Consider the following 16,916-nt stretch of genomic DNA (forward strand, 5'->3'; position numbering starts at 1 on the left):
CGGGTGCGCGGCTGCGCGGTTTCGACGACGAGGACTGACAGGACGACGATGACTTTCTCCCTGGAACTGAGCGAGGAGCAGCGGGAGCTGCGCGACTGGGTGCACGGCTTCGCCGCGCAAACCATCCGACCGGCCGCGCAGGAGTGGGACGAGCGCGAGGAGACCCCCTGGCCGATCATCCAGGAGGCGGCCAAGATCGGGCTCTACGGCTTCGAAACCCTGGCCACGTTCTGGGCCGACGACACCGGCCTGTCGCTGCCGATCGCCAACGAAGAGCTGTTCTGGGGAGACGGCGGCATCGGCATGGCGATCTTCGGCACCACCCTGGCGGTCGCCGGGATCTTCGCCGCGGGCACGCCCGACCAGCTGGCCGAGTGGGTGCCGCAGTGCTACGGCGACGCGAGCGACCCGAAGGTCGCGGCGTTCTGCTCGTCAGAACCCGGCGCCGGTTCCGACGTCTCGGCGATGCGCACCCGCGCGGTCTACGACGAGGCCACCGACGAATGGGTGCTCAACGGCCAGAAGGCGTGGGCGACCAACGGCGGCATCGCGAACGTGCACGTCGTGCAAGCCGTGGTCAACCCCGAACTCGGCGCGCGCGGCCAGGCCGCGTTCGTGGTGCCACCGGGCACCAAGGGCCTGGCGGCGCCGAGCAAGATCCACAAGCACGGGTTGCGCGCCTCGCACACGGCCGACGTGTTCCTGGACGACGTGCGGGTGCCCGGCCGCTGCTTGCTGGGCGGCAAGGAGAAGCTGGACGAACGTCTGGCCCGCGCCAGCGAGGGTGGCAAGGCCAGCTCGCAGGCGGCGATGCGGACCTTCGAGCTGTCCCGCCCGACCGTCGGCGCGCAAGCCATCGGCATCGCCCGAGCGGCCTACGAGACCGCGCTGGAGTACGCGCAGCAGCGGGAAACCTTCGGGCGGCCGATCATCGAGAACCAGTCGATCGCGTTCACCCTGGCGGACATGCGGATGGAGATCGACGCGGCCCGACTGCTGGTGTGGCGAGCGGCGTGGCTGGGCCGCAACGGCGGGTTCACGGCGGGCGAAGGCTCGATGTCCAAGCTGAAGGCGGGCAGGGTCGCGACCTGGGCAACGGAAAGAGCGATCCAAATCCTCGGCGGCAACGGCTACACCAGGGAATACCCGGTGGAAAGAATGCACCGAGACGCCAAGATCTACGACATCTTCGAAGGCACCGAGCAGATCCAGCAGCTCGTGGTGGCCAGGGCCATCTCCGGCCGTCACATCGCCTGAGCGCTTTCGTTCGAGGCTGAGCCAGCCATCTCGTGGATGAGGGCAGCCCCGGCTGGGGCTGCCCCCTTGGTCCTGGGAGTTCGGGTCAGCGGTCGATGACCGCCCCTCCCTCGCACCGTGGGGCAGGTTGTCGCGGGCCGAGGGAGGAGGTGCGGCCCGCGACAACGTGGATCAACTCCAGTGGGTCACCTCAAGGTCGTCGAACACGCCACCCCAGCACGTGTGGGTGCCCCATCCGGACACGACGACGTCGCCGCCACCCCACCAGCATTCCTTGACGCTGATTTCGTCATCCCATGGATCCGCGAGCGCGGGGGTAGCCGTGGCCAACAGCATTCCGAGACCGAAGCCGGTGGCGATGACGGCCTTCTTGACGCGGTTTCCCATGATCATGTCTCCCTTCAGGGGCCAGAGCGTCGTGCCCCGGCGAGCCTGATGGTTCGACAGCCGACCGCGGCACGCCGCCCGGATAGTCCGAACAGGCGGGTTAACCGGTGTCGCCGCTCGATCGCGAGCAGTGGTCGGCGCGCGGCGAACACGACCGGCCAGAGGGGATTGGGCCCGCCCTGCGTGTGGTATCGAGCCGTCGACGCGGGTGGCGATGTCGGCGCCCGGTTAGGTCCGCACAACCACCGGGCGAAGCCGCGATTCACCTCCACCGGTGGCGGGAGCGCTGGTCGCGACGACACGCCGGGCACGAGCCCAGTGGCGTTCGCCACGGTGCGGAATTGCACAAAGGGTGCCTGAGTTGTACCGGAAAGGTGCACGATTTCGTGGGTCCTTGCCCGGGAAACATTGGGCAGGTGCACCTTCGGCGTTCGTCTGAACGGATGAATGTCGGCGTCGCCGGATCATCATCGGCGTCGGCGTGCGTCACATCGACGCGGCGCAGGCACGAGTGGCGCCTGTACCGCGCCGAGCGAGCTCCGCGGGGAGGGCTCGGCATCGGGGTGCGGCCAGCGACACCGTCGCGGGCGGCGGCCCGGCCACAGCTTCGAGAGTGAACGGGAGGGCGAAGCGGTGAACAAGACCACCCCTGACCTGGAGACACCGATCTTCCGGGAACTGCACGACGAACTCGGCGATCTGCCCGAGATCGACATCCACGACTTCGACCAGCACGCGTTCGACTTCCTTCGCGAGTACGACGAGCAGAAGTCCGCGAAAGACGAGGCCGCGGAGCCTGCCGAGCCGGTGGCGGCATCGGCGGGCACCGGGTCCCGGCGGGGCGGTCGGCGGCGCAAGGGGGACTGATTCCACCGGGCGCTGTCGGTGACTGGTGTCACCATCATGCGCATGACCACGTGGCAGGAATTCGCTGCTGAGGCTCCGGAATTGGCGAGGACCGTCCAGGCGCGGCTGGAGGCGGCCAAACACCATGTGTTGGCCACGTTGCGCCTGGACGGCTCGCCCCGGGTCAGCGGTACCGAGGTCGCCTGGCGCGGCCCGGACCTCACGCTCGGCTCCATGCCGGGCGCCAGGAAAGCACTGGACCTCCGCCGGGACGGCCGGTTCGCACTGCACGCCAACCCCGGCGACGGCTCGATGACCACCCCGGACGTGAAGCTCGCGGGCCGGGCGGTCGAGGTCACCGGCGACGAGCACCGCGCCTGGGTCGAAGAGGCCGAACCACCGAGCAACGACTCGCACCTCTTCCGCCTGGACCTGACCGAAGTGACGACCACCGGTCTCTCCGACGACCAGACCCATCTGGTCATCCACCTCTGGACACCGACCAGGGGCGTCCAGACGTTCAACCGCGCCTGACGGTGCAGGGCACCTCCGGCCGACTCGCTCGGTCCAAAGGTGCCCTGCCAACATCACCCCCGCATGACCGGGGGTTTAACAGGCTGTTCGGCTAGTTCCGGTCAGTACGTGATCGCGATGCCGGGGTCCGCCAGCAGGGCTCCGACGTCGGCGAGGAACTTCGAGCCCTGTTGGCCGTCGACCACCCGGTGGTCGAAGCTCAGCGCCAGCTGGCAGACCTTGCGCGGCACCACCTGGCCGTCCACCACCCACGGCATGTCGCGGATCGCGCCGAGCGCGAGGATCGCCGACTCACCGGGGTTGAGGATCGGTGTGCCGGTGTCCACGCCGAACACGCCCACGTTGGTGATCGTGATCGTGCCGCCCGCCATCTCCGCCGGGGTCGTCTTGCCCTCCCGCGCGGTGTTGGCGAGTCGTTCCAGGGCCTCCGCCAGTTCCTTCAGGGACATCTGGTCGGCGTCGTGGACCTTGGGCACCACCAGGCCGCGCGGTGTGGCCGCCGCGATGCCCAGGTGCACGTAGTCCTTGTAGACGATCTCGCCAGCGGGCTCGTCCCAGGTGGCGTTCACATCCGGGGTCCGGCGGACCGCGAGGCACACGGCCTTCGCCGCGAACGCCAACGGCGTGATCTTGACGTCCCGGAACTCCGGGTGCGACTTCAGGCGTTCCCGCAGCTCCATCATCGGCGTGACGTCGATGGTGAGGAACTCGGTGACGTGCGGGGCGGTGAACGCGCTGTCCACCATCGCCTGCGCGGTCGCCTTGCGGACGCCCTTGATCGGCACCCGGCGCTCCCGCCCGACCGGTGCTTCGGCCGCGGGCAGGCCGACGACCGCGCCACCGGCGGCGGACGTCACGTCCTCGCGGGTGATCACGCCACCGGACCCGGAACCGGCCAGCGCGTGCAGATCCACGCCGAGGTCCTTGGCGAGCTTGCGCACCGGTGGCTTCGCCAGCGGCACGTAACCGCCCTGCTGTTGCGCGACCTGCGGTGCGGCGACCGGCTCGGGCGGCGCCGTGACCTGCACGGACGGCGCGGCCTGGCCTTTGCGCGGGCGGCGCCTCGCGCTGGTCGTGCGCGGGCCGTAGCCCACCAGCGTGGCGATCCGGCCGTTGGCCTCCTCGCCGATCTTGCCGGACCCCTCGGCGGCTGGCTCCGCAGCCGCTCCGCCTTCGAGGTCGATCGTGATGATCGGTGAGCCGACCTCGATGGTCTGCCCCGGTTCGACGAGCAGTTCGCGAACCGTGCCAGCCCACGGGCAGGGCAGCTCCACCGCCGCCTTCGCGGTCTCGATCTCGACGATCACCTGGTTGACGGTGACGGTGTCACCGGGCTGGACGCGCCAGCCTAGGATCTCCGCTTCGGTCAGCCCCTCGCCGACGTCCGGCAGCGGGAATTGCTTGAGCGTCATCGAACGACTCCCTCAGTACGCCAGCGAACGGTCGACCACGTCCAGCACCCGGTCGAGGTCGGGCAGGTAGCCCTCCTCCAACTTGCTCGGCGGGTAGGGCGTGTCGAAGCCCGTCGCGCGCAGCACCGGCGCCTCCAGCGAGTAGAAGCACTCCTGCTGCACCCGGCTGGCGATCTCCGAGGTGACCGACGACTCCGCTGGCGCCTCGCTGACCAGCACCAACCGACCCGTTCGGCGCACCGAATCGAACACCGGGTCCAGGTCCAGCGGGGACAGCGAACGCAGGTCGATGACCTCCAGCTCCAACCCGTCCTCCGCGGCGGCGGTCGCCGCGTCGAGGCAGGTGCGCACCATCGGCCCGTACGCCGCCACGGTCACCGCCGAACCCGCGCGCACCACCCGCGAGTTGAACAGCGGGATCGGCGGCGTGGTCGGGTCGAGCTCGGCCTTCTCGTAGTAGCGGCGCTTCGGCTCGAAGAACAGCACCGGATCGTCGCAGTCGATGGCCTGCTGCAGCATCCAGTAGGCGTCCACCGGGTTCGAGCAGGACACCACCTTCAGCCCGCTGATGTGCGCGAACAGCGACTCCGGCGACTCCGAGTGGTGTTCGACGGCGCCGATGCCGCCGCCGAAGGGCACCCGCACCACGACCGGCATCCGCACCTTGCCCTGGCTGCGGAAGTGCAGCTTGGCCAGCTGGGAGACGATCTGGTCGAAGCCGGGGAAGATGAACCCGTCGAACTGGATCTCGCACACCGGCCGGTAGCCGCGGATGGCCAGCCCGATGGCGGTGCCGATGATCCCCGACTCGGCCAGCGGGGTGTCCAGCACCCGGTGCTCGCCGAAGTCCTTCTGCAGGCCGTCGGTGATCCGGAAGACGCCACCGAGCTTGCCCACGTCCTCGCCCATCACCAGGACCTTCGGGTCCCGCTCCAGCGACGCGCGCAGGCCCATGTTCAGCGCCTTGGCGATGGTCACGGTCTGGGTGCCTGCCGTGGCGGTGGGGCGTTCCAATGCGGGCGCGGCCATCAGCGCACACCTCCTGCCATCGCCTCGTCGTCGACGAATCCGGCCAGGTACCGCAGGTATTCCTCGCGCTGGGCGGCCAGCTGCGCGGTTTCCTCGGCGTAAACCTCGGAGAACATCCGGGCCGGTGGTGGTTCGGGCATGTTGAAGCAGAATTCGCGCAGCCGCGCGGCGAGCTCGTCAGCTTCGGCGTCGATGCCGTCGAAGAAGTCCTGCCCGGCGAACTTCTCGCGGATCAGGTGCACCCGCAGCCGTTCGATCGGGTCCTTGAGCTTCCACGCCTCCTGCTCGTCGGCCAGCCGGTAGCGGGTCGGGTCGTCGGAGGTGGTGTGCGCGTCCATCCGGTAGGTGAACGCCTCGATCAGCACCGGGCCGTTGCCCTGGCGGCACTCGTCCAGCGCCCACCTGGTGACCGCGAGGCTTGCCAGCACGTCGTTGCCGTCCACCCGGATGCCGGGGAAGCCGTAACCGCTGGCGCGCCGGTACAGCGGCACGCGGGTCTGGCGCTCCAGCGGCTCGGAGATCGCCCACTGGTTGTTTTGGCAGAAGAACACCACCGGGGCGTCGTAGACCGCTGACCACACCATCGCCTCGTGCACGTCGCCCTGGCTGGTGGCGCCGTCGCCGAAGAAGACCACGGTGGCCTCGCCGTCGGGATCGCCGACCTTGCCGTCGAAGCGCTGGCCCATCGCATAACCCGCGGCGTTCAGGCACTGGTTGCCGATGACGATCGTGTACAGGTGGAAGCGGGTGGTGTTCGGGTCCCAGCTGCCGTGGTCGGTGCCGCGGAAGATGCCCAGCAGTTCCGTCGGGTCGATGCCGCGGCACCAGGCGACACCGTGTTCCCGGTAGCTGGGGAAGGCCATGTCCTGCGGCTGCATCGCTCGACCGGCGCCGATCTGCGCGGCTTCCTGGCCCAGCAGCGGCACCCAGATGCCGAGCTGGCCCTGCCGTTGCAGCGCGTTGGCCTCCCGGTCGGCGCGGCGCACCAGCACCATGTCCCGGTACAGGTCGCGCAGCTGCGCAGCGGAGATGTCGATGTCGAAGTCCGGGTGCGTGACCCGCTGACCTTCTGGGGTGAGGAGCTGAACCAGGTCAGCCCCACCTTCGCTCGTCGCGCGCAAACCGGCGATCACCTGCTCCCGTGTGGGTTTCGCTGCGGTAGCGGCAGGGGGTCCGGCGGCGCCTTCGGTGGCCGATGAAGTGCCCGATCGCGTCCATTGTTCGGGGGACATGTGTGATCTCCTCTTGTCACGCCGAACCACCCCGCTTGTGGCGAAGTGGCCCAGCTGCCCCAGCCCGAACCGCCGGTGACCTGGTGGGTCGGGCGGTCGACCGGAGCGTTGGATCGCTCCCCGTCATCCTGGCACGAAACCAGCCGCTTTCGTGAGCCCTGCCACAGGGTTTCAGCCCGGCCCCGCCTGGACCGGACATCCGCCCGCCTGATCACCGTAGTTCGCTGCCAATCTGACGAAAACCGCAGGTCATCGAAGTAATGGAGGTCCGACTAACGCTTTGCGGACCATCGTGGTCCCGATATTGCGAGGCCGGTGTCCGAGAGCCGGAAAATGCGACAGACTGGACGCGTGGCCGAGTTCGCCAACCCGCTGACGCTGCCCGACGAGTTCGCGTTGCTGCTGCACAAGGACAACGGCTCGTGCTACGTCGGCGCGAATCCGAACACGGCGACCGCCGCGGCTGAGATCGGCGAGCTGGCCCTCCGGGACCGCATCGAGTTGGACGGCACGGCGGTGCGCCTGGTCGATGCTGGTTGGAGCGGGTTGCCGTGGATGGATCGGTTGCTGGCGGAGTTCCAGCAGTGGTCGGGGCGCGACAATCGACCGATCGAGCTGGCCTGGTGGCTGCCGTGCCGCACCGGCGCGTTCCTGACGCACCGGTCGGTGCTGGTCGAGCAGGGGTTGCTGCGGCACGAGCGGCGGAAGTTCCTCGGTGTGCTGCCCGACGACCGCTACCACCCGGATCCCACGACTCGTGCGGCGCTGCTGGCCGAGCTCCGCGAGGTCGCTGGCGATGCGCGGCAGGTCGATGCCCGGCTGGCGCTGCTGGCCGCGCTGGTGCACCACAGCGGGCTGGTCTACCTGCTGGAATTCGATCGGGCGCAGCGCGGCGGGCTGAAGGCGATCGCGGAGCGGGAGGACTTGGGCGATGCCGTCGGCACCGCGGTCGCGGCGATGCTGGCGGCGATAACCGCGATCCCGGCGATCATCGTGGTGGCAGGCGGGTGAGGGTCGGGGGGGGGGGGGGGGGCGGGGCGGCGGCTTGTATATGGCGCACGCCGAAGGCGCCCAACCGGGGGGGCGGGGGGGGGGGCCCCCCACCCCCCCCCCGCCGCCCCCCGGGGGGGGGGGGGGGGGGTGGGGGGCGCGCCCCCCCCCCCGGGGGCCGCCGTTTCCCCCCCCCCACGACCGAATCGGCCACATCGGCGGGTGGGCGCTGCCAGACTGGGCGGATGACCGCACTGACCTTGCCCGAGGAGTTCGTGCTGCTCCTCCAGAAGGACAACGGCTCGTACTACTCGACCTCCGACTACGTCGGCGCCGCCGAACTCGGTGAGCTGGTGCTGCGGCACCGGGTCGAGTTCGTCGGCAAGAAGATCCGGGTGCTCGACGCGAGCCCGAGCGGCATCGACTGGCTCGACGAGTCGATGGCGTTCCTGGCGCGGAAGGCCGGATCGGCGAACAAGCCGGTGGCGGCGCCCCGGCTGGTCCAGCACCGGCGTTCGGTGCGCAAGGTGCACTGCGCCGCGCTGGCGCAGCGCGGCCTGATGCGGCACGAGCCGAAGAAAGCGCTGTTCATCCCGTACGACAAGTACTTCCCGGATACCGCCGCACGGCAGGCGCTGGTCGCGGAGATCCGCGCGGTCGCCCGCCGGGAGCGCGAACTCGACAACCGGCTGGCGCTGCTCGCCGCCTTGGTGCACGCGACCGGGTTGGTCCGGTCGCTGGGTCTGGACCGGGCCGAGCGCAAGCGGCTGAAGGAGATCAGCAAGGGCGAACAGCTCGGCCAGGCGGTGGAAGCCGTGGTCGCCGCTGCTACCGCTGCGATCACCGCAGGTGCCGTGGCCGCCACGACCGCCAGCGCGGGCGGCAGCTGAGCGTTCCGCCCGGTGGCGGCGCATCGGCTCCGGCCGGGCATAGGATCACGGCGTGGATCGTGCAGCCGTGACGAAAACCGTTGAACGGGCGTGGGACGAGTCGGTCCTGCCGAGTCTGTCGGAGCTGGTGGAGATCCCGGCGATCTCGCCCAGCTTCGACGCCGGGTGGGTCGCCGCCGGACATCTCGATGCCGCCGTCGAACACCTGCGGGCGTGGGTCTCGACGCGCGGGATCACCGGCGCGAACATCGAGGTCGTGCGGCTGCCGGACCGCACACCCCTGCTGCTGGTGGACATCCCGGCCAGCGAGGGCGCGGCCGACGGGACGGTGCTGCTGTACGGGCACCTCGACAAGCAACCGCCGGTGGGTGGCTGGTCCGAAGGGCTCGGGCCGTGGACGCCGGTGGTCCGCGACGGTCGGCTGTACGGCCGCGGGGCGGCCGACGACGGCTACGCCGGTTATGCGGCGATCACCGCGATCGAGGCGGTCCGGGCGCACGGCGGTGCGCACGCGCGTTGCGTGGTGCTGCTGGAGACCGGCGAGGAGTCCGGCAGCCCCGACCTCCCCGCCTACCTGGCGCACCTGGCCGATCAGCTCGGCGACGTGTCGCTGGTGGTGTGCCTGGACTCCGGGGCGGGCGACTACGAGCGGCTGTGGCTGACGAACTCGCTGCGCGGCATGGTGCAGTTGGCGGTCAAGGTGCAGGTGCTCGACAGCGGCCTGCACTCCGGTATCGCCAGCGGCATCGTGCCCAGCTCGTTCCGGGTGCTGCGGCAGTTGCTCGACCGGCTGGAGGACTCCGCGACCGGCGAGATCCTGGTGCCCGAGCTGAACGTGCCGATCCCGGCGAACCGGGTGGCGGAGGTGCGCTCGGCCATCGCGGCGGCGCCGGGCCTGGTGCGCGGCTCGGTGCCGTGGCCGGACGGCCTGCGACCGGTCGACGAGGACGAGGTCGAGCTGGCGCTGAACAACTCCTGGCGGCCAACGCTGTCGGTGATCGGCGCCGACGGGTTGCCGCAGCCAGCGGATGCGGGCAACGTGCTGCGGCCTTACACGACTTTCGTGCTGAGCTTCCGGCTGCCGCCCACCGCTGATCCGGAAGCGGCGCTGCGGGCGGTGCGGGAGACGCTGACCGCGGACGTGCCGTACGGGGCGCGGGTCAGTTTCGAGCACTCCGAAACGGGTCTGGGTTGGAACGCGCCGGATCTGGCGCCGTGGCTGGCAGCCGCGCTCGACCAGGCCAGCGAGGAGGTGTTCGGCGCGGGCTGGCGGACCTTGGGACTCGGCGGCTCGATCCCGTTCATGGGCCTGCTGCAAAATGCCTACCCGAACGCGCAGTTCGTGGTGACCGGCGCGCTGGGGCCGGACAGCAACGCGCACGTGCCGGACGAGTCGCTGCACCTCGCGTTCGCCGCGAAGGTCACCTCGGCCATCGCCTACGTCCTGGACGCCCACGCCCGCCGCTGACCGGACCGCGGCACGATTTCGCGAAGGGGCAGGCGTGCGATTTCTTGAGAAATCGCGCCCCCACCGGAGCTGGTGGTGATCCTGGGTGGAGCGAGGTTTGGTGCTGGAGCTGGCGGGAGTTGCCAAGCGGCACGGGGCGCTATCCGTGCTCAGGGGCATCGATCTCGGCGTGCGCGCTGGTGAGGCCGTCGGGATCTGCGGCGCCAACGGGTCGGGGAAGTCGACTTTGCTGCGGATCATCGCCGGGGTTTCCCGGCCGTCCGGCGGAACGGTCGCGGGTCGGCCGAGCATCGGATACCTGCCGGACCGGTTTCCGGCTCGGCAGCGGATGAGTGCCCGCGCCTACCTGTGCCACCTGGGGCGGATCAGCGGCCTGTCCACGGCAGAAGCCCGAACCCGCGCCGCTGACTGGCTCGACCGCTTCGCGCTCACCGGTGGTCCGGACACCCCGCTGCGCGACCTTTCGAAGGGCAACGCGCAGAAGGTCGGCCTGGTGCAAGCCGTGCTGGCCGAGCCCGAACTGCTGGTGTTGGACGAACCCTGGTCCGGTCTGGACGCCGACGCCCGCGCGGTGCTGGCCGAGGTGATCCGCGAGTCCACGGCTGCCGGGGCGGCCGTGGTTTTCACCGACCACCGCCGAGACGTGGTGCACTCGCTGGCGACCCGGTCGCACCAGCTCGCCGGGGGTCGGCTCGAACTGCTCGAAGCCGAGACCGGCACCTGCCGGATCGTGTTGCGCGACAGCGGAACCGAGGACTGGGCGGCGCAGCCCGGTGTGCTGGCGGTGCACCGGAATCGGCACGTCGAACTGGTCGTGGACGTGGTGGAACGGGAATCGGTGCTACTCCGGGCGATCCAGCGGGGTTGCGAGGTCCTCGCGGTGGATTCCCAGGCTCGGGAGGGCAGCCGGTCGTGATCCCGATGATCCGCTATCAGCTCGCCATGCTGTGGCATTCGCAGCGCTACCTGCCGCCGGTACTGCTCTACATCGGGACCGTTGGCGTCCTCTACAGCGACAATGCCGGCCCGGCGCTGCCCGGTTTCGCGGTGACCTGCGGCGCGCTGCTGATCGTGGCGGGCTGGCTGACGATCGCGCTGGTCGACGTGGAGGACGCCGTGCAGCGCACGGTCACCGCTACGCACGCCAGGTCGATGTACCGGATGTTGTTCGCCGTGGTGCTGACCGTGCTGGCATGTTCGGTCGGCCTCGGAGCGCTCACCGTCGCCGGGTCGGAGGTATCGCACGGCTTCGGTTACTCGCCGAGCGATCTCGGCATCGGACTGCTCGCGCACATCGCGTGCGCCGCGTTCGGCATCGCCGTTGCCCTGCCCTGCTCCGCGCTGGTCGTCCCACGCATCGGCTACACGGTGGCCGCGGCGGCGGTGCTGTTCGGGATCGCCTTGCTGGCGAAGTGGATTCCGCTGGCCTTCCCGCTGCTGCTGGCGCTGAGCGCGGATTCGGCGAGCACTGCGCTGCTCATCCGTTCCGCGCTCGTCGCCGCGGGCGTCCTGGTCGCCAGCACGCTGCTGGTCACGACCTGGTTCGTCCGCCGCGCCTAGGGCAATCGGCGCTGGAGCTCAGCGCTTCGGGATCAAGATCCAGAGCACGATGTAGAGCACGAACTGCGGGCCGGGCAGCAGGCAGGACAGCACGAACAGCAGCCGGACGGTGAACGGCTTCATGCCGAACCGGTGCGCCAGTCCGGCGCACACACCCGCGATCATCGCTTCGTTCCGCGGCCGGGCAAGGGGCATTCGGGTCATGACTCAATGGTCGCTGCTGCGACGGCTCGGGGCCTCGGGGATCGACCCCGAGATTCCCCCGACCTCCGATCCATCCGCCGACGCACAGCCGTAGCTACGCGTCATTCCCAGGTACCAGTTCGACTACCTCAGAAGTCGCGCACCAAGCTTCCAGAGCGGTCCGTCACCTCGACTCCAACGCGCCACGCCGGGCAGCACGAATCGGTCTCGTGCCCCGTCCAGGATTCCACCGCACGGGTCGTCGACGGCGCCTGGATCGCGGTCGCCCTGGGCCTCCAGCGCGGTGCGGACCTTGTCCCGCGCGGGCCGCAGGACCTCCCGGACGACCAGCACGCACAGCGCGACCACCACCGCGTCCCGGATCACGACCGCGCCGAGGAACCAGCCTTCCGGCAGGCCCTTGTTGGCGGTGCCGAGGTAGTAGTACATCCGCGGCGCCCAAACCGCCGCGTCGACGATCATCCAGGCCAGCAGCACCCGCCAGCGCGGGAGAGCCAGCACCGCCAGCGGAACCAGCCACAGCGAGTACTGCGGGCTCCACACCTTGTTGGTCAGCAGGAACGCCGCCACCACCAGGAAGCACAGCGACGCCAGGCGCGGCCGGGTCGGTGCGGCCAGCGCCAACCACCCGATCGCCAAGCAGGCCAGCAGGAACAGGGCGAGGCTGACCGAGTTGAGCACCGTCGGCATGGCGCCGTCCGGCAGTGCGCCGTCGAAGCCCGCCCAGCCGGTGAAGTGCATCAGCACGTTGTACAGCGAGTCCGGGTCCGCCGGGCGCTCGTTGTTGAGCCGGAAGAACTCCCGCCAACCCGCCGGGTACAGCACGAGTATCGGCACGTTGACGACCAGCCAGGTCACCGCGGTGGCCAACACCGCGCGCATCGCATCCGGCAGCTTCCCAGCCCGCCACGCCAACACCAGCAGCGGGCCGAGGAAGAACAGCGGGTAGAGCTTGGCCGCGCCGCCGAGCCCGATCAGCACCCCGGCCAGCACCGGTCTGCGCCGCGCCCACGCGAGCAGCCCGACCGTGCTGAAAGCCGCGGCCAGGACGTCGAAATTGGTGAAGGCGTGCACGAAGACCAGCGGTGACACGGCGGCCAGCGCGGCATCCCAGATCCGTCTGCGGCACAGCAGCACCAGCGCCCAGATCGTCACCAACCAGGCCGCGGCCAGCCAGAACGCCGTGATGTTGAAGTACAGCACGCTGGTGAGGCCGCCGGGCAGCCAGCCGTAGCTCGCCAACGTCGCCCAGCCGTCCGCGGCCCGCGCGTTGACCCACTGGAACAGCCCGGTCAGCACCGGGTACTCCATGTACCGCACCTGCTGCCGCGGCGTGCCCTGGTTCTCGAACCACGGTGTCTTGTACGGGAAAGCGGTGTCCGGCGCGAGATCCCCCATGCCGTAGCGGGGAATGATGTCGGTGTAGCACATCGCGGTGTACTGCCGGTTGTTCCGCCAGTCCAGCTGCGGCCCGTTGCCGTTGTCGTAGGTGACCTGGCAGGGCGCCTTGAACAGCCAGGCGGCGGCCAGCACCACCACCGCGAACAGCAGGATCACCCGCAGCGGCGTCCAGAACCACTGCCGACCGACCTGCGCGTGCCGCCCGAGCCGTCCGCCGAACGGGCGGCTGAGCCGCTGCGCGAGCGGCTCGGTCCAGGTCGGCGCGACGCGGTCGGTGGGGCCGAGCGAGTCGCTGTCCACCGCCGAGCTCGCGCGCTCACCAGGAGTTGGCGGTTCGGTACTGGCGGGCTCGGTCGAGGTGGACACGCCCGGATGTTACTTGGGCCGGACACCGTGACGGGGCACCCGCCGCCGCGGGTGCCCCGTCACGGTTCGGGTCGGTGCTCAGCCGGAGTACCTGTCGCGGGTCGGCGCCACGTTCGCCGGACCACCGTTGGAATCACCGGTGCCGTTGCCGTTCTCATCGGTCGGGCAGGGCGGCTCGAAGAAGCCGCCGCAGTCCTGGCCCGGCCGCGGCCGTCGGCTGCTCGTCTCCTCCGGATTGTCGGACTCGCTGGCCTCCGACGTCGGCGGCATCGTGGTGGTGGGCGGCATGGTAGTGGATGGCGGTGGCGGCGGGACGTCGTCGAACTGACCGATCTTCTCGCCGGTTGGCAACTGCTCCACCTTCTTGCCCTGCAGGTAGGAGTTCATGAACCGCTGCCAGACCTTGCCGGGCAGGGAACCGCCGTAGAAGCTCTGGCCGGTGCTGTCCTCCAGCGGCTTCGGACCGCCGTCGTCGTTGAGCATGGCCACCGCCGTGGAGATCTGCGGAGTCGCGCCGATCGTCCACGCGTTCTTGTTCTTCGTGGTGGAACCCCACTGGTGGGTACCGGTCTTGGTCACCACCGGCCGGTTACCGGCCAATCCGATGTTCGAGTGCTTGGCCACGTCCAACAGCGTTTGCTGGGTGTTGTAGGCGATGTCCTTGCTCGTCGGCTCGTCGCCGAAGGCCGGGGTCGGTTTTTCGATCCCGAGATCCGCCGGGCCCGACTCCGGGCTGACGGCCGATTCCACGAAGTGCGCCGGAACTCGCTTGCCCCCGTTGACGAACGTCGCGTACGCGCTGGCCATGTCGGCCGGGTACACCGGGTACATGCCCAGCGCGATACCGGCCTCGACGGCACCGCCTGGGCTCTCCAGCTTCGTCGAATCCGAGATGCCCGCGTCGTGCGCGACCTCGGCGACCTTCGGCGGCCCGACCTGGGCGGCCAGGTTGACGAACACGGTGTTGACCGACTTGGTCATCGCTTCGCGCACACCGCAGTGCGTCGGCACGTCGCATTTCACGCCAGGCGAGTTGTCGAACGGGGTACCGGCGATCACCTGGTTCCCGCTGCCGTCGTAGAACTCGCCGATCCCCTTGCCCTCTTCGAGACCTGCGGTCACCACGAACGGCTTGAACGACGAGCCTGGTTCCTGCGGCGTGCTGGCCCAGTCGAGGTCACCGATCTGAGCCTTGGATCCGTAGTACGCCTGGACCCCACCCGTTTCCGGATCGACCGCGACCAGCGAGGTGCGCAGCGTTCCCGGTTCCTCGTCCATCACCGCGTGGACGGCGTCCTCGGCCTTCTGCTGGGCGTCGGGATCGATGGTGGTCTTGATCGTGTAACCACCGCGGGACAGTTCGCTTTCGGGCAGGCCCTTGGCTTCCAGTTCCTTCTTGACGGCCTCCCAGACAGCGTCCTGCTCGGCGGTGAGCCTGCTGTTGGTCTTCCACTCCGAGCGGGGCCGGGTCTCCGGCAGCGTCATGGTCGCCCGTTCGCCCGGCTGCAGGAGGCTGTTCTGATCCATCTGCCCGACGACGTATTCCCAGCGCTTCTTGCCCTTCTCCGGGTTCTGGCCGGGGTCGTTGCCGCCGTAGGGGCTCTGCACCACGCCCGCCAGCACAGCCGCCTCGGCGGAGTTGAGTTCGCTCGGCTTCTTGTTGAAGTACGCCCGCGCCCCGGCGACGATGCCGTTCGCGCCGCGCCCGTAGTCGGCGGTGTTCATGTAGGAGAGCAGGATGTTGTCCTTGCTCTCGTTGTTCGTCAGCTTGAACGCGAGGACGACTTCCTTGATCTTGCGGACGTAGGTCGGGTCCGACTTCAGGCCCTGGTCCAGCTTGATGAACTGCTGGGTGATCGTGGAGCCGCCACCGACGCCGGAACCGCTCAACAGGTAGTAGCCAGACCGCACGATGCCCATGAAGTCGAAGCCGGGGTTGCTGTAGAAGGTGGCGTCCTCGGCCGCGATGGTGGCGTTGCGCATCGGCACCGACACCTCGTCGATGTTGTGCAGGACTTCCCGCGAGCCTTCCGGATCGATGCGCCCGAGCGGGGCGCCGTTGGAGTACTGCAACTCGATCGGCCGAGTCGCGTTCATCACCTGCGCCTCGTTCGGCGGGTCCCAGGCGATGTAGCCGTAGATGAACACCGCAGCGGGCACCAGGACCATCAGCGCTGCGGCGACGTAGCAGGTCCGCCGAACCCGCCGCCAGATCAGGCTGCGCTTGGCTTGGGCGGCGCTCATCTCGTCGTCCGGGTCCGAGAAGTCGTCCGGCGGACCGAAATCGTCGAAGTCGTCGTTGCGGTTGTCGCCATCGCGATCATTCCCGTAGGGATCGTCGCCGTATCCGTCGTAGGGGTCGTCGTCGGAATCGTCATCGGCGTAGTAGTTGTAGGTCCCCTGCTCCTGGTGCGTGAGCAACTGCGGCTCACGGCCTCCGCCCGCGCTCATCGCAGCGCCTGCGGCACCGGCGGCTGCGCCACCGGCTGCGCCCGCAGCACCACCAGCGGCGCCTGCGGCGGCACCGGCCGCGCCTCCGGCGGCTCCGGCGATCCCGGCGCCTGCGGCTGCTCCGGCGATCCCGCCTGCGGCGGCAGCAGCGGCTGCGCCGCCCGCCCGGCGTCGATCGCTGTCGCGATTCTCCGCGGGGGTCTGCGGGATGTTCTGCGTCGGCTGCTCGCTGCGCGGCGGCTGCGGTGGACGTCCGGGCGGCGGTGGCGGCGGCTGCGGCACCTGCCGGGTCTGCTGCGCGCCTGGCGGTGGCGGCGGTGGTCCCTGCCGCCCCGCGTTCGGCGGCGGGGGAGGCGGCGGCGCTGCGGAGAACGCGGTGGGCGGGTCGACCTGGCGCCCACCGTTCGCGGGCTCGCCGGAGTCGCCGCTGAGCCGCTTGCCCAGCACCGAGTCGTCATCGTCGTCGTCATCGAACGACGGGCTCCACGCGCCGGTCTGCTCCTGCGGCGGCTCCGCCTCCGGCCACTGCATGCCCTTGCCGGGCGGCGGCACCGGGGCGTTCTGCTGCGTGTCCAGCGCACCGGGGTCCCCACCCGGCCACTGCGGGCCGGGGGGCGCCGGTCGCTGCGGGGGGCCGCTGGGTCGCGGTTCCTCGCTGGGCCACGCCGGTCCGCCCGCACCGGGCGGGCCAGGCACCGGACGCTGCGGTGGCCGCGCCGGATCACCGGGACGAGGTGGTCCCGGTCGCTGCGGCGGGGGTGGTGGGGTGCCTCGACCGTCGGGGTGCGGATGCCTTGAGTGGCGGCCTAGGGAGTGGTCGTCACGCTCGTCGTTCACGAGTGGGCCTCCAGGGCAGGCGTCCTGGGACGCCCTGTGATGCGTTCACGTC

Annotated in this window: 15 protein-coding genes; 8 read left to right on the plus strand and 7 right to left on the minus strand. The window is 70.0% G+C overall.

Annotated features, from left to right (window positions below):
• The first annotated feature begins 48 nt into the window (after window positions 1-48).
• Window positions 49-1,257, plus strand: coding sequence for an acyl-CoA dehydrogenase family protein (locus tag MOQ72_RS15990; RefSeq protein ID WP_242184350.1), 1,209 nt, complete (start codon window positions 49-51; stop codon window positions 1,255-1,257).
• A 171-nt stretch (window positions 1,258-1,428) separates the two neighbouring features.
• Here MOQ72_RS15990 and MOQ72_RS15995 read toward each other — a convergent pair whose 3' ends face one another.
• Window positions 1,429-1,644, minus strand: coding sequence for a hypothetical protein (locus tag MOQ72_RS15995; protein ID WP_242184351.1), 216 nt, complete (start codon window positions 1,642-1,644; stop codon window positions 1,429-1,431).
• Window positions 1,645-2,277: 633 nt separating this feature from the next.
• Between MOQ72_RS15995 and MOQ72_RS16000 the strand changes: the two genes are divergently transcribed.
• Window positions 2,278-2,511: a hypothetical protein gene (locus MOQ72_RS16000; RefSeq protein ID WP_242184352.1), complete on the plus strand. Its 234-nt coding sequence runs from the start codon at window positions 2,278-2,280 to the stop codon at window positions 2,509-2,511.
• 42 nt (window positions 2,512-2,553) lie between these two features.
• Window positions 2,554-3,024: a pyridoxamine 5'-phosphate oxidase family protein gene (locus MOQ72_RS16005; RefSeq protein WP_242184353.1), complete on the plus strand. Its 471-nt coding sequence runs from the start codon at window positions 2,554-2,556 to the stop codon at window positions 3,022-3,024.
• 101 nt (window positions 3,025-3,125) lie between these two features.
• On the opposite strand, the gene MOQ72_RS16010 is transcribed toward MOQ72_RS16005, so the two are convergent.
• Genes MOQ72_RS16010 through pdhA form a run of 3 tightly spaced genes read right to left on the minus strand, consistent with a single transcriptional unit; the run spans window position 3,126 to window position 6,697 of the window.
• Complete coding sequence (locus MOQ72_RS16010) at window positions 3,126-4,436, minus strand: dihydrolipoamide acetyltransferase family protein (protein ID WP_242184354.1); 1,311 nt, start codon at window positions 4,434-4,436, stop codon at window positions 3,126-3,128.
• Window positions 4,437-4,448: 12 nt separating this feature from the next.
• Window positions 4,449-5,465: an alpha-ketoacid dehydrogenase subunit beta gene (locus MOQ72_RS16015; protein ID WP_242184355.1), complete on the minus strand. Its 1,017-nt coding sequence runs from the start codon at window positions 5,463-5,465 to the stop codon at window positions 4,449-4,451.
• The gene (gene pdhA, locus MOQ72_RS16020) at window positions 5,465-6,697 is read right to left on the minus strand and encodes a pyruvate dehydrogenase (acetyl-transferring) E1 component subunit alpha (RefSeq protein ID WP_242184356.1); all 1,233 of its coding nucleotides are present in this window, start codon (window positions 6,695-6,697) and stop codon (window positions 5,465-5,467) included. The genes MOQ72_RS16015 and pdhA overlap by 1 nt, the downstream gene beginning before the upstream one ends.
• Window positions 6,698-7,048: 351 nt before the next feature.
• Here pdhA and MOQ72_RS16025 point away from each other — a divergent pair, with 351 nt between their 5' ends.
• The 5 genes from MOQ72_RS16025 (at window position 7,049) to MOQ72_RS16045 (ending at window position 11,605) form a co-directional block, all read left to right on the plus strand.
• Window positions 7,049-7,708 (plus strand): GOLPH3/VPS74 family protein, encoded by a 660-nt coding sequence (locus tag MOQ72_RS16025; RefSeq protein ID WP_242184357.1) that lies wholly within the window; start codon window positions 7,049-7,051, stop codon window positions 7,706-7,708.
• A 224-nt stretch (window positions 7,709-7,932) separates the two neighbouring features.
• Window positions 7,933-8,577: a GOLPH3/VPS74 family protein gene (locus MOQ72_RS16030; protein ID WP_242184358.1), complete on the plus strand. Its 645-nt coding sequence runs from the start codon at window positions 7,933-7,935 to the stop codon at window positions 8,575-8,577.
• Between the two features lie 52 nt (window positions 8,578-8,629).
• Window positions 8,630-10,045, plus strand: coding sequence for a M20/M25/M40 family metallo-hydrolase (locus MOQ72_RS16035; RefSeq protein WP_242184359.1), 1,416 nt, complete (start codon window positions 8,630-8,632; stop codon window positions 10,043-10,045).
• A gap of 85 nt (window positions 10,046-10,130) precedes the next feature.
• The gene (locus tag MOQ72_RS16040; RefSeq protein ID WP_242184360.1) at window positions 10,131-10,961 is read left to right on the plus strand and encodes an ABC transporter ATP-binding protein; all 831 of its coding nucleotides are present in this window, start codon (window positions 10,131-10,133) and stop codon (window positions 10,959-10,961) included.
• Between the two features lie 5 nt (window positions 10,962-10,966).
• Window positions 10,967-11,605 carry a hypothetical protein gene (locus MOQ72_RS16045; RefSeq protein WP_242184403.1) on the plus strand — a complete coding sequence of 213 codons (639 nt, stop codon included), beginning with the start codon at window positions 10,967-10,969 and terminating at the stop codon, window positions 11,603-11,605.
• 18 nt (window positions 11,606-11,623) lie between these two features.
• Here MOQ72_RS16045 and MOQ72_RS16050 read toward each other — a convergent pair whose 3' ends face one another.
• The 3 genes from MOQ72_RS16050 to MOQ72_RS45190 form a co-directional block, all read right to left on the minus strand.
• A complete protein-coding gene (locus MOQ72_RS16050; protein WP_372495394.1) occupies window positions 11,624-11,809 on the minus strand; it encodes a PspC domain-containing protein in 186 nt (61 codons plus the stop codon).
• Between the two features lie 123 nt (window positions 11,810-11,932).
• Window positions 11,933-13,576, minus strand: coding sequence for a glycosyltransferase family 87 protein (locus MOQ72_RS16055; RefSeq protein WP_242184361.1), 1,644 nt, complete (start codon window positions 13,574-13,576; stop codon window positions 11,933-11,935).
• A 78-nt stretch (window positions 13,577-13,654) separates the two neighbouring features.
• Window positions 13,655-16,864 carry a transglycosylase domain-containing protein gene (locus MOQ72_RS45190; protein ID WP_242184362.1) on the minus strand — a complete coding sequence of 1,070 codons (3,210 nt, stop codon included), beginning with the start codon at window positions 16,862-16,864 and terminating at the stop codon, window positions 13,655-13,657.
• Window positions 16,865-16,916: the final 52 nt, after the last annotated feature.

It is taken from the genome of Saccharopolyspora soli (assembly GCF_022678645.1).
Taxonomy (GTDB): domain Bacteria; phylum Actinomycetota; class Actinomycetes; order Mycobacteriales; family Pseudonocardiaceae; genus Saccharopolyspora; species Saccharopolyspora soli.

Coding starts and splice junctions, on each gene's coding strand:
- MOQ72_RS15990 (WP_242184350.1), top strand. CDS start 49: ATGACTTTCTCCCTGGAACTGAGCGAGGAGCAGCGGGAGCTGCGCGAC.
- MOQ72_RS15995 (WP_242184351.1), bottom strand. CDS start 1,644: ATGGGAAACCGCGTCAAGAAGGCCGTCATCGCCACCGGCTTCGGTCTC.
- MOQ72_RS16005 (WP_242184353.1), top strand. CDS start 2,554: ATGACCACGTGGCAGGAATTCGCTGCTGAGGCTCCGGAATTGGCGAGG.
- MOQ72_RS16010 (WP_242184354.1), bottom strand. CDS start 4,436: ATGACGCTCAAGCAATTCCCGCTGCCGGACGTCGGCGAGGGGCTGACC.
- MOQ72_RS16015 (WP_242184355.1), bottom strand. CDS start 5,465: ATGGCCGCGCCCGCATTGGAACGCCCCACCGCCACGGCAGGCACCCAG.
- pdhA (WP_242184356.1), bottom strand. CDS start 6,697: ATGTCCCCCGAACAATGGACGCGATCGGGCACTTCATCGGCCACCGAA.
- MOQ72_RS16030 (WP_242184358.1), top strand. CDS start 7,933: ATGACCGCACTGACCTTGCCCGAGGAGTTCGTGCTGCTCCTCCAGAAG.
- MOQ72_RS16045 (WP_242184403.1), top strand. CDS start 10,967: ATGATCCGCTATCAGCTCGCCATGCTGTGGCATTCGCAGCGCTACCTG.
- MOQ72_RS16050 (WP_372495394.1), bottom strand. CDS start 11,809: ATGACCCGAATGCCCCTTGCCCGGCCGCGGAACGAAGCGATGATCGCG.